Origin of the sequence: Nocardioides sp. OK12 (assembly GCF_024341885.1) — a bacterium.
GTDB lineage: Bacteria > Actinomycetota > Actinomycetes > Propionibacteriales > Nocardioidaceae > Nocardioides > Nocardioides marinisabuli.
The window spans coordinates 486,308-497,801 of record NZ_BNET01000003.1; the positions used below are offsets into that span (position 1 = coordinate 486,308).

Here is an 11,494-nt window from a genome sequence, read left to right on the forward strand (position 1 = left end):
GCCTCAGGCCAGGGCGCGGCCCGCGGAGCGCAGGTTCTCGCAGGCCTCGACGACCCGGGCCGCCATCCCGGCCTCGGCGGCCTTGCCCCACGCGCGCGGGTCGTACTGCTTCTTGTTGCCGACCTCGCCGTCGACCTTGAGCACGCCGTCGTAGTTGCGCAGCATGTGCTCGGCGACGGGGCGGGTGAAGGCGTACTGGGTGTCGGTGTCGACGTTCATCTTCACCACGCCGTAGTCGACGGCCTCGGCGATCTCCTCGGCGCTGGAGCCGGAGCCGCCGTGGAAGACCAGGTGGAAGGGCTTGGAGCCGGGCTCGAGGCCGAACTCGCCGACCACGGCCTCCTGGGCGTCCTTGAGGACGCTCGGGCGCAGCTTGACGTTGCCGGGCTTGTAGACGCCGTGCACGTTGCCGAAGGTCAGGGCGGTCATGTAGTAGCCGCGCTCGCCGTGGCCCAGCGCCCTGGCGGTGGCGATGGCGTCCTCGCGGGTGGAGTAGAGCTTGTCGTTGATCGCGTTCTCGACGCCGTCCTCCTCGCCGCCGACCACGCCGACCTCGATCTCGAGGATGATCTTGGCCTCGATGCACCGCTCGAGCAGCTCGGCGGCGATGGAGAGGTTCTCCTCGAGCGGCACCGCGGAGCCGTCCCACATGTGCGACTGGAAGAGCGGCGCCTCGCCGCGCTGGACCCGCTCGCGCGAGATCTCCAGCAGCGGGCGCACGAACCCGTCGAGCTTGTCCTGCGGGCAGTGGTCGGTGTGCAGCGCGATGTTGACCGGGTAGTTCTTCGCGACCTCGGCGGCGTACGCCGCGAAGGCGACCGAGCCGGTGACCATGTCCTTGACGCTGGGGCCCGAGAGGTACTCCGCGCCGCCGGTGGAGACCTGGATGATGCCGTCGGAGCCGGCGTCGGCGAAGCCCTTGAGCGCGGCGTTGAGGGTCTGCGACGACGACACGTTGATGGCGGGGAAGGCGTAGCCGCCGGCCTTGGCGGCATCGAGCATCTCGGCGTACTTCTCGGGCGTTGCGATCGGCACTGCGGGCTCCTGGGTCACGGTCGTGGGTGGGCGAGGCCACCCTAGTGGAGCCCGCGCGCGGCGTACGCTGCGGAGGATGGAGCGTCGCACGTCGCTGACCAGCGCCACCCGCGCGAGCCGCCTGAGCCTCGACGCCGCGCACGCCTGGCGGCTGGTGGCCTCGGCCCGCGCCGGACCGCAGTGGTACGTCGACGCCGCGCCGTTCGTCCTCCGCGGTGCGGTCGACCGGCTCGCGCTGGGGCGTGGGCGCCGCTGGCCCGTGCCCGACCGGCCGGTGCTGCGCGCCGGCGACACGGCCGGCTTCTGGGAGGTCGTGGAGTCGGGACCGGTGGCCGAGGGGCCCGCGGACCACCACCGGCTGGTGCTCGAGGCGCAGGTCCGCGCGCCCGGCACGGTGCGCCTGACCACCGAGGTCACCCCCGAGGGGCCGCGCTGCTGCCGGGTGGCGCAGACCGTGACGTTCACGCCCTCGGGGGTGCTGGGGCGCGCCTACCTGCTCACCGACGTGCCGGCCCGCGAGGCGCTGATGGAGCTGGTGCACCGACGGGTCGTGCGCGACCTCGAGCGCGCCGCCCCCTGATCGGGGCCGGTCTGGGCGAAGATCCGTCGCGACGCATGACAACCGATCGACCACGAGATCCGTAGACAGGGCATGGACCAGGACAACGAGCGCGACCTCTCCCGCCGCATCGACGACTCCTTCGGCGACGGGCCCCCCGCCGGGCCGGTCGACGAGGTCGTCGCCGCCGGGCGCGGGGCGCTGCGCCGGCGCCGGGCCGCGACCTGGGGCGGCGCGCTGGCCGTGCTCGGCGTCGTCGGCGTGGGCGCCGTGGTGGCGCAGACCGGCACCCCCGGCGGCGGTGACGACCTGGTGGCGGGCGGCACGAGCGCCTCGGAGCCGGCCCAACCCGATGACCAGCCCAGCGAGGAGCCCGGCGAGGAGCCGAGCGCCGAGCCCGAGCCGCCGACGTACTCCGACGACGTGCCCGACTCGTGGGGCCAGGGACAGCTCGCCGGCTACGTCGACGGCGAGGTCGTGGTGCGTGAGGGGCTGGAGGTCACCGAGGTGGCCGAGGACCCGCTGGGCCTCGAACCGGCCTTCTCCTCGACCGCGCTGGCGCTGGCCGAGACCGACGGCAGGCGCTCCTGGCGCTACCTGCTGTGGACCGACGGCGAGCGGCCCCGCTTCGCGCAGGAGAGCTCGACGGTGCCGGCCTGGAGCTTCGAGGAGTGGCTCGAGGCCTACGCGGTCGACACCGTGGAGGCGATCGGTCGCGACCTGGTGCGCTTCGGGGGCGGCGAGAGCCTCGAGGCCGGCGAGGGCGCCACGATCCTCGAGCAGCGCCCCGACCCCGACCTGCCGGCGCCGTTCGCGCCCGCCTCGGCCCGCACCGCGGTGGCCCAGGTCGAGCGCGACGGGCTGACCTGGTTCGTGCTGGCCCGCGAGCTCGAGGGCGAGCGCGACTACGTCGCCACCCCGCTCTCCGAGGAGACCGGCGACGACATCGACAGCTTCCTCGAGCTGGCCACCGAGCGCTACGCCGACCAGGGCGGCACGGGCATGCGGTGACGCGCGACAGCGAGTTCAGCGACTTCGTGGCCGCCCGGCGCACCCACCTGCGCCGGGTGGCCTACGCCTGCTGCGGCGACTGGCACCGCGCCGAGGACCTCGTGCAGACCTCGCTGGTCAAGCTGTACGTCGCCTGGCCGCGGCTGCACCGCGACGGGCGCGAGGAGGCCTACGCGCGCCGCATCATCGTGCGCGCCGACGTCGACGAGCGGCGGCGCCCCTGGCGCCGCGAGGTGCCCTCCTCGCAGGCCGGCGAGACGCTGAGCGGGGTCGCCGACCCTGCCGCGGGCGACGTACCGGGCCTGGAGGAGCGCAGCGAGCTGTTCGCCGCCGTGCAGGCCCTGCCGGCGCAGCAGCGCAAGGTGGTCGTGCTGCGGCACTGGCTGGGGCTCTCGGTCGCCGAGACCGCCAGCGAGCTGGGCATCTCGGAGGGCACCGTGAAGAGCCACTCCTCGCGCGGCCTGGCCGCCCTGCAGCGCACCCTGACCCCGCCCACCTGACGCGAGCCGGCGCCAGTTCCCCCGCGAGCCGGCGCCAGTTCCGGAAGTGGCGCCGACTCGGCGAGGAAGTGGCGCCGGGTCGGCGGGGCGGGTCGGGGGCCGGCGTGACCCACGGGGCAAAGCGGCGTTGTAAGGGGCACATCCGCTCGCCCCGACCCCGCTTGGAGATCGACGATGACCCGCCGACCCCGCCCCGTCCCCCACCGCCACCGGGCGCGCCGCCGCGTCGCCGGCCTGGCGACCCTGGCCGCGCTCGCCGTGACCGCGCCGATGGCCGCCACGGTGGGCAGCAGCGCCGCCACCCCCGGCGCCCCCAGCGTCTTCGCACCCCAGCTGGTCACCGTCGACACCCCCGACCGCGCCGACCGCACCCGGCTGCAGAAGCTCGGCCTCGACCTGACCGAGCACGCCGGCCACGACTACGTCGAGGTCGTCCTGCACACGGCCGCCGAGCGGGCCGCGCTGCGCGCCGCCGGCTTCACCTACGACGTGCGGATCGAGAACCTGGTCGAGCGCGGCGTCGAGATCGCCGAGATCAACGAGGCGTACGCCGCCTCCGTCGACGTCTCCCCGCTCCCCTCGGGCCGCGACAGCTACCGCGTGCTGGCCGACTACGTCGCCGACATGACCGCCCTGGCCGCCGACTTCCCGGGCCACGTGCGGATGTTCGACCTGGCCAACCCGACCCTCGACGGCAACACCGTGCACGCCATCGAGATCGGCGCCGACGTCGACAAGCCCGCCTCGGGCAAGCCCACCTTCCTGCTGATGGGCCTGCACCACGCCCGCGAGTGGCCCTCGGGCGAGCTGGCGATGGAGTTCGCCACCGACCTGGCGCAGAGCTTCGGCAAGGACAAGCAGATCACCCGGATGCTCAAGAAGGCCCGGGTGCTGGTCGTCCCCGTCGTCAACCCCGACGGCTTCGACCTCTCGCGCACCGACGGCGAGTACGTCGACCTGCGCGCGCTCAACGACACCGGCGCGGACCCGCTGGGCGGCTCCACCACCATTCTGGCCACCCCCGGCCAGGCCTACAAGCGCAAGAACTGCCGCGTCGTCGACGGCCAGGACATCCCCGACGGCTCGTGCCGCGCCACCCTGGCCAGCCCCGGCGGGTTCGGCCTGGGCGTCGACCTCAACCGCAACTACGGCGGCTTCTGGGGCGGCCCCGGCGCCGCGGGCACGTTCCCGAACCCCGCCGAGGTCGACACCGGCTTCCTCGACCCGACCTACCGCGGCGCCTCGGCGTTCTCCGAGCCCGAGACCCAGAACATCCAGACGCTGGTGCGCGAGCGCCAGGTCACGATGATGATCTCCAACCACACCTTCTCCAACCTGATCCTGCGCCCCAACGGCGTCGCGCCGACCACCATCGGCCCCGACGGCAACCCCGTCGGCAACGCGCCCGACGAGAAGGGCCTCAAGGCGCTCGGCGCCAAGATGGCCGCGCAGAACGGCTACCTCAACCAGAACAGCTGGCAGCTCTACGACACCACCGGCACCACCGAGGACTGGTCCTACAACGCCACCGGCGGCTTCGGCTACACCTTCGAGATCGGCCCCGACGAGTTCCACCCGCCGTTCCCCCACGTCGTCGACGAGTACCTCGGCGCCGGCGAGCACGAGGGCCGCGGCAACCGGGCGGCGTACCTGCTGGCGCTGCAGCACACCATCGACACCAGCCAGCACGGCGTGATCAAGGGCAAGGCCCCCAAGGGCGCGACGCTGCGCCTGCGCAAGGACTTCGAGTCCCCGACCTGGGAGTCCTCCTTCGAGGACTTCCTCGACTCGACGATCACCGTGGGCAAGAAGGGGCGCTTCTCGTGGGTGGTCAACCCCTCGACCCGCCCGCTCCTGCAGTCGCGGCCCATCGAGAAGCTGGACGACGAGCCGTTCGCCGGCGAGACCATCGAGGGCGGCGCCACCGAGCCCGTGGTCGGCACCGTCGACCACGAGTACGTCGCCACCGAGGACTCCGACGTGCTGCGCATCAACCTCGACTGGTCCACCCCCGACGACTTCGACCTCGAGGTCTACCGCAAGGACGCCTCCGGCGAGCTCGTCGAGGTCGGCACCTCGGGCAACGCCCCCGGTGAGAAGGAGGAGGTGCAGGTCTTCGACGCGGCGAAGGGCACCTACGTGCTGCGGGTCGTCAACTACGCCTCCGTCAGCCCGTCGTACACGCTCGAGGTGGGGCAGTACGCCAGCCGGTCGACCTTCACCGACGGCGCACGCGAGAAGTACACGCTCAGCTGCGAGGTGGGCGGCAAGACCCTGGCGTCGAAGAAGGTCTTCATCGACCGTGGCCAGGTCAAGCGCTTCAACCTCAAGCGCGCCTGCCGCTGATCCAGCGACGCCCAGCAGCACCCAGCACCAGCCCTGAGCCGGCTCCCGCGCACCGCGGGGGCCGGCTCAGCCGCGCCAGGCCCGCTCGTCGCCGAGGTCGGCGTGGTCGCGCACCCACGCGTGCATCGCGATCGCCGCGGCGGCCGAGGCGTTGATCGAGCGCGTCGAGCCGAACTGGGCGATCGAGAAGGTCGCGTCGCAGGCCTCGCGGGCCCCCTCGGAGAGCCCCGGCCCCTCCTGGCCCAGCAGGAAGCACACCCGTCGCGGCACCGGCCCGGCCTCCAGCGGGCGCGAGCCCGGCAGGTTGTCGATGCCGTGCAGCTCGACCGGGCCGCCGGGCAGCGCGTGCAGGTAGTCGCGCAGCGCCGGCACGTCCTCGTGGTGGCGCAGGTGCTGGTAGCGGTCGGTGACCATCGCCCCGCGCCGGTTCCAGCGACGGTTGCCCACGATGTGCACCTCGGCGGCCAGGAAGGCGTTGGCGCTGCGCACGACCGTGCCGATGTTGAAGTCGTGCTGCCAGTTCTCGATGGCGACGTGGAAGTCGTGGCGGCGGGTGTCGAGGTCGGCCCGGATCGCCTCGAGGCTCCAGTAGCGGTAGCGGTCGACGACGTTGCGCCGGTCACCGCCGGCGAGCAGCTCGGCGTCCCACTGCTCCCCGGTGGGCCAGGGACCCTCCCAGGGGCCCACCCCGACCTCGGCCGGGCCGTGCGGCATCGGGTCGTACGGCGCCCGGCGGGCCTCCTCGGGCAGGTCGGGGCCGACGGGAGGGGGACTCTGCGCGGACACGTCCGCAGGCTAGTCGGCGTCGACCGATAGGCTCACGTCCGTGCTGGGTATCGAGCCGTTCCTGTTCGGCATCGAGTGGCTCCAGCTGGAGTGGTGGCTGGGCCACTTCGGGCAGACGCTCTTCTGGATTGCCCTCGCTGTCGTGTTCGTCGAGTGCGGGCTGCTGTTCCCGTTCCTGCCCGGCGACACCCTGCTCTTCAGCCTCGGGCTCTTCATCGCCACCGGCCAGATCGACCTGTTCCCCGGCGGCGTGGTCACCGAGCTCGCCATCGCCATCGTGCTGCTGATCGCGGCCGCCTTCGCCGGCAACGTCGCGGGCTACGAGATCGGGCGACGCATCGGTCCACCGCTCTACGCCCGCGACGGGCGCATCATCAAGCGCAAGCACTTCGACCAGACCCACGACTTCTTCGACCGGCACGGCTCGACCGCGCTGGTGCTGGGCCGGTTCGTGGCGTTCGTGCGCACCTTCGTCACCGTCGTGGCCGGTGCGACCGGGATGCCGAGGCGCACCTTCTGGCTGTGGAGCTTCGTCGGCGCGGTGCTCTGGGTCGTGGGGATCACCCTGCTGGGCTACTTCCTGGGCGGCATCCCCTGGCTCGGCGACAACCTCGACTTCGCCATCCTGCTGATCCTCGCGGTCTTCGCGGTGCCGCTCGTGCTCGAGTGGCGCCGGGAGTCGCGCACCACCCGCTGACCCGGCGCAAATCTCACGCCGACCCGGCGCAGATCTCACGCCGACCCGGCGCGAACTTCGCCTCGAGCCGGCACGAACCGTCAGCCTCGGGCGGTGTCGCGGGTCGCGCGCGCCTCGACGACCACCAGCACCAGCACCACCGCGGCGCCCAGCAGCGCCAGCAGCACGGGGCCGGCCAACGGGGCGTACGGCGCCAGCAGCGCGCCGGGCCCGTGGGCCTCGCCGTCGGAGGACGCCTCCGGCACCGACTGCCACGGCCACAGCGCCCGCAGCGAGCCGAGCATCAGCCCGACCATCACCAGCAGCGTGGTGCGCCGGCGGTGGTCGAGCAGGTAGTTGAGCAGCTGCACGAACGACGCCAGCCCGACGACGGCACCGAGGGCGAAGACCCCCACGTAGACCAGGTCGCGGCTGTCGACGGCCTCCAGCGTGGTGGTGTAGAGCCCGACGGTGAGCAGGAAGAACGACCCCGACACCCCCGGCACCACCAGCGCGCAGATCGCGATCGCGGCCGCCCCGAAGACGACCACCAGCGACGGGTCGACCTCGGCCCCGCCGCCCGCGAGGCCGACCGTCCAGAACGTGGCGACCGCGACCAGCGCCACCAGCAGGGCGTCGACCCAGGCGGGGCGGTGCCCGGCCGGCAGCATCCGCAGCGGCACCACGATCGAGACCGCGACCATCCCCAGGAAGAGCCCCCGCGACAGCTCGGGGTGGTCGGTCACGAAGGCGCCCATCACGCCCGCGATCGTCAGCAGCGCCGCGGCCATGCCCACCAGCACGGGCACGATCAGGAACCAGTCGGTGCGCCTGAGCTCGGCGCGCGCCGACGCGAGCCGGTCGGGGCCGGTGACCAGGCGTCGTACGGCGGAGACGACGTGGTGGGCGGAGTCGATGAGCTGCTCGTAGACGCCGGTGACCAGCGCGACGGTGCCGCCCGAGACGCCGGGCACCAGCTCGGCGCAGCCGATCAGGAAGCCGCGCACCAGGTCGAGCGGCAGCGCGTGGCGGGGGCGGTTGGTCGCCAGGGTGCGGGCCTCGGTCACGAGACGGCGTCCAGCTGGGCCTTGGTGAGCACCGGGCGGACCTCGAGGCCGACGTCGGCCAGCGGGTTCTCGCCCTCGGGGCTGCGGTCGATGGCGCAGACGACGACCTCGACGACCGCTCCCGCGGCGCGCAGCGCGTTCGTCGCGTCGCGCACGGCGCCACCGGTGGTGATGACGTCCTCCACCAGCGTGACCCGGCGGCCCTCGACGTCGGGGCCCTCGGCGAGCTTGCAGGTGCCGTACTCCTTGGCCTTCTTGCGCACGAACAGCGCCGGGCGCCCGGTCAGGCTCGAGACCATCGTCGCGATCGGGACACCGCCGAGCTCGAGACCGCCCAGCAGCTCGGTGTCATCCGGCAGCAGCCCGACCATCTGGCGCGCCACGCGCAGCAGCAGCGCCGGGTCGGACTCGAAGAGGTACTTGTCGAAGTACTCCGAGGCCACCTGCCCCGAGCGCAGCGTGAAGCTGCCGGTCAGGCGGCACAGCGCGTCGATGTCGGCGGCCAGGGCGGCGTCGGGGGCAGCAGTCGTCTCGCTCACGCGAGACATTCAACCCGACCCGGGTGCGTGGCTACGGTGGGGCCATGGCTGCACCCGGCACGTCCTCCACCTCCGCCCCCGCCTCCCGGCCGCGTGGCGCCTCGCCCGCGCACCGCCTCGACGGCATCCCGCCGACGATCTTCACCCAGATGTCGGCGCTCGCGCTGCGCACCGGGGCGGTCAACCTGGGCCAGGGCTTCCCCGACGTCGACGGGCCGGCGAGCAGCCGCGCCCGGGTCGCGCGCGCCGTCGAGGAGGGGGCCAACCAGTACGCCCCCGGCACCGGCGTCCCCGCGCTGCGCCGGGCGGTCGCCGAGCACCAGCGCCGTCACTACGGCATCGACCTCGACCCCGACACCCAGGTCTGCGCCACCACCGGCGCCACCGAGGGCATCGCCGCCGCGCTGCTCGGCCTGGTCGACCCCGGCGACGAGGTGGTGGTGCTCGAGCCCTACTACGACTCCTACGTCGCGATGATCCAGATGGCCGGCGGCGTACGACGCCCGGTCACCCTGCGCGCCCCCGACTACCGCCTCGACGTGGCCGAGCTGCGGGCGGCGGTCACCGCGCGCACGAGGTTCGTGCTGCTCAACTCCCCGCACAACCCGACCGGCACCGTCCTGGGCCCCGAGGATCTGCAGGCCGTGGCCGACGTCGCGATCGAGCACGACCTGGTCGTGATCACCGACGAGGTCTACGAGCACCTGGTCTACGACGACGCCGTGCACACGCCGATCAGCACCCTGCCGGGGATGGCCGAGCGCACCCTGAGCCTGTCGTCGGTCGGCAAGTCGTGGTCCTTCACCGGCTGGAAGGTCGGCTGGGCCACCGGGCCGTCGTACCTGGTCGAGGCCGTGCTGAACGCCAAGCAGTGGCTGACCTTCACCTCGGGCTCGCCGCTGCAGCCAGCGGTGGCGCAGGCGCTGGACGAGGAGGCCGACTTCCCGCTCGAGCTCGCCCGCGACCTGCAGGGCCGCCGCGACCTGCTCTGCGAGGGCCTGGGCGCCGCGGGGCTGCCGGCGCGGGTGCCGCAGGGCACCTACTTCGCCAGCGTCGACGTCGAGCACCTCGGCTGGGAGGACTCCACCGCCTTCTGCCGGGCGCTGCCCGAGCGCGCCGGCGTGGTGGCGATCCCGCTGCGCGGCTTCTACCCCGACTCCGACGCGGGGCGCCACCTGGTGCGCTTCGCCTTCTGCAAGACCGTGCCGGTGATCGAGGACGGGCTGGCCCGCCTGGCCGCCGCCGACCTCACCGCCTGAGCGCGCGCCGGCGCCGGTTCGCGCCGGGTCGGTGCGAAGTATGCGCCGGGTCGGCGCGAAGTATGCGCCGGGTCGGCGCGAGGTGGCGGCCTGGTCAGCGGCGCCAGGCGCGGACGTCGGGGCGCAGCAGCAGCACCACGGTCGCGGCCACCGGCACCATGACCAGCAGCATCGCGGGGGCCCAGACGACACCCCAGACGAAGAGCACGCCCGCGAGCGCTGCGCTCGAGACCGTCAGGGCCAGACGCGCCCAGGCCACGCCCCGGAAGGCCAGCACCGCGAGCACGATGGCCACGATGCTCCACGTCACGCTGACCGCGGTCATGACGTAGACGCTCTGCGTCACCTCGGCCCAGTCGTAGGCCGCCAGCTGCGCCTGGGCCTCGGGCTGGCCCTCCAGCAGCTCGTCGAAGTCGGCCTGGGGCACCGCGACGAAGACCAGCGTGGCCAGCAACCAGAACAGGGAGACCAGGCCGCTGCCGACCCAGGTCAGGGCGCAGGCCCAGGCCAGGGCGGCCGGGCGCCGCCGGGGGCCGGGGGCGGGCGCGCCACCCGGCACCGCCTGCGGGCGCTCGGCCTGCGGGTGGCCGAAGCCGGCGTACGGCGCGGGGCCGGGCTGCTGCTGGGGGTACGCCGGGGGCGGCGGGTACGCCGACGGCTGCTGCGGCGGCGCGCCGTGGCCGACCGGCTGGTGGTCCCGCTCGGGTGCCGGCGCCGGCTTCTGGGCCGGCTTCTGGGCCGACTCGTCCTTGCGCAGCGTGCCGTCGGCGTTGAAGCGCTCGGGCAGCGGCTCGCCGGCGAACCAGGACTTGGCGGGCTGCAGCCACAGCATCACCACGGCCGCGGCGACCAGCGCGCCCATGAAGCCGCCGATGAAGGCGGCCGAGAGGAACAGCGGCACCGCCAGCACCGAGAGCCAGGTGCGGGCGGCACGGGAGCGCTGCAGGACCTGGGTGCCGAGGATCGCGGTGGCGGTCGCGGTGGCCGCGGCGACCATCGCCACGACGCGCAGCATGTCGAGCACGGTGCCGACCGAGAGCCCCAGGCCGTCGGCCGGGGGCTCGGAGAGCAGCGCCTCGATGCGCTCGCGGGTCTCGAGCGAGCTGACCCCCGAGACCTGGCCGAAGGCGGAGAGCACGACGAAGACCGAGCCGAGGATGATCAACCAGGCAGCGACGGTCACCTGCCGCGGGCGGGCGGGAGCGGCATCTGACATGACGCCCATTCCACCAGACGACCAAGGGAGCCCGCCGGGCTGCCTACGCTGGGGCCATGACTCCCGCCCGGTCCGCGCCCCGCTCCTCCGCCCTGCGCACCGCCGCGCGGCTGCTGCTCGGCTCGGCGATGGTGGGCGCCGGGGTGCTGCACCTGACCTCCCAGCGCGAGGAGTTCCAGGCGCAGGTGCCCGACTGGTTCCCCCTCGACGACGACCTGGTCGTCGTCGGCTCCGGGGTCGTCGAGATCGGCCTCGGCGCGGCCTTCGTGGCGCTGCCGAGGCGCCGTCGCCTGGTCGGCGCGCTCCTGGCGGCGTTCTTCGTGGCGATCTTCCCCGGCAACGTGGGCCAGTACCTCGAGCGCACCGACGCCTTCGGCCTCACCACCGACCGGGCCCGCTTCGTGCGGCTGTTCTTCCAGCCCGTGCTGGTGCTGTGGGCCCTCTTCGGCGGCGGCTGGCTGGGCCGCCGCGACGACCGGGGCGACCGGGCCTGAGCCCGG

At 73.6% G+C, this 11,494-nt stretch carries 12 protein-coding genes; 7 read left to right on the forward strand and 5 right to left on the reverse strand.

The genetic code is table 11. The features are described from left to right. Nucleotides 1-3: 3 nt before the first annotated feature. Nucleotides 4-1,035 carry a class II fructose-bisphosphate aldolase gene (gene fbaA / locus OCU29_RS09780; protein ID WP_261819751.1) on the reverse strand — a complete coding sequence of 344 codons (1,032 nt, stop codon included), beginning with the start codon at nucleotides 1,033-1,035 and terminating at the stop codon, nucleotides 4-6. A 76-nt stretch (nucleotides 1,036-1,111) separates the two neighbouring features. Here fbaA and OCU29_RS09785 point away from each other — a divergent pair, with 76 nt between their 5' ends. The 4 genes from OCU29_RS09785 (at nucleotide 1,112) to OCU29_RS09800 (ending at nucleotide 5,451) form a co-directional block, all read left to right on the forward strand. Next, nucleotides 1,112-1,615 (forward strand): DUF2867 domain-containing protein, encoded by a 504-nt coding sequence (locus OCU29_RS09785; RefSeq protein ID WP_261819752.1) that lies wholly within the window; start codon nucleotides 1,112-1,114, stop codon nucleotides 1,613-1,615. A 72-nt stretch (nucleotides 1,616-1,687) separates the two neighbouring features. Continuing rightward, a complete protein-coding gene (locus tag OCU29_RS09790) occupies nucleotides 1,688-2,605 on the forward strand; it encodes a hypothetical protein (RefSeq protein ID WP_261819753.1) in 918 nt (305 codons plus the stop codon). Continuing rightward, nucleotides 2,602-3,105, forward strand: a complete 504-nt coding sequence (locus tag OCU29_RS09795; RefSeq protein ID WP_261819754.1) for a SigE family RNA polymerase sigma factor — start codon at nucleotides 2,602-2,604, stop codon at nucleotides 3,103-3,105. The genes OCU29_RS09790 and OCU29_RS09795 overlap by 4 nt, the downstream gene beginning before the upstream one ends. A gap of 174 nt (nucleotides 3,106-3,279) precedes the next feature. Then, nucleotides 3,280-5,451 carry a M14 family metallopeptidase gene (locus OCU29_RS09800; protein ID WP_261819755.1) on the forward strand — a complete coding sequence of 724 codons (2,172 nt, stop codon included), beginning with the start codon at nucleotides 3,280-3,282 and terminating at the stop codon, nucleotides 5,449-5,451. A gap of 66 nt (nucleotides 5,452-5,517) precedes the next feature. Here the strand turns inward: OCU29_RS09800 and OCU29_RS09805 are convergent, their stop codons facing one another. Then, on the reverse strand, nucleotides 5,518-6,165 hold the full coding sequence (locus OCU29_RS09805) for a TrmH family RNA methyltransferase (protein WP_179617208.1): 648 nt from the start codon (nucleotides 6,163-6,165) through the stop codon (nucleotides 5,518-5,520). A 112-nt stretch (nucleotides 6,166-6,277) separates the two neighbouring features. On the opposite strand from OCU29_RS09805, the gene OCU29_RS09810 reads away from it, so the two are divergent. Further along, nucleotides 6,278-6,934 (forward strand): DedA family protein, encoded by a 657-nt coding sequence (locus OCU29_RS09810; RefSeq protein WP_261819756.1) that lies wholly within the window; start codon nucleotides 6,278-6,280, stop codon nucleotides 6,932-6,934. A gap of 80 nt (nucleotides 6,935-7,014) precedes the next feature. Here the strand turns inward: OCU29_RS09810 and OCU29_RS09815 are convergent, their stop codons facing one another. Together OCU29_RS09815 and pyrE are read right to left on the reverse strand one after the other, a co-directional pair. Continuing rightward, nucleotides 7,015-7,980, reverse strand: a complete 966-nt coding sequence (locus OCU29_RS09815) for a DUF368 domain-containing protein (protein ID WP_261819757.1) — start codon at nucleotides 7,978-7,980, stop codon at nucleotides 7,015-7,017. Beyond that, entirely contained in the window at nucleotides 7,977-8,519 is a 543-nt protein-coding gene (gene pyrE / locus OCU29_RS09820; RefSeq protein ID WP_261819758.1) for an orotate phosphoribosyltransferase, read from the reverse strand. The genes OCU29_RS09815 and pyrE overlap by 4 nt, the downstream gene beginning before the upstream one ends. Before the next feature lie 44 nt (nucleotides 8,520-8,563). Between pyrE and OCU29_RS09825 the strand changes: the two genes are divergently transcribed. Next, nucleotides 8,564-9,778, forward strand: coding sequence for a pyridoxal phosphate-dependent aminotransferase (locus OCU29_RS09825; RefSeq protein WP_261819759.1), 1,215 nt, complete (start codon nucleotides 8,564-8,566; stop codon nucleotides 9,776-9,778). 94 nt (nucleotides 9,779-9,872) lie between these two features. On the opposite strand, the gene OCU29_RS09830 is transcribed toward OCU29_RS09825, so the two are convergent. Beyond that, entirely contained in the window at nucleotides 9,873-10,994 is a 1,122-nt protein-coding gene (locus OCU29_RS09830; protein ID WP_261819760.1) for a hypothetical protein, read from the reverse strand. Nucleotides 10,995-11,050: 56 nt separating this feature from the next. On the opposite strand from OCU29_RS09830, the gene OCU29_RS09835 reads away from it, so the two are divergent. After that, nucleotides 11,051-11,488: a hypothetical protein gene (locus OCU29_RS09835; RefSeq protein WP_261819761.1), complete on the forward strand. Its 438-nt coding sequence runs from the start codon at nucleotides 11,051-11,053 to the stop codon at nucleotides 11,486-11,488. Nucleotides 11,489-11,494 lie beyond the last annotated feature (6 nt).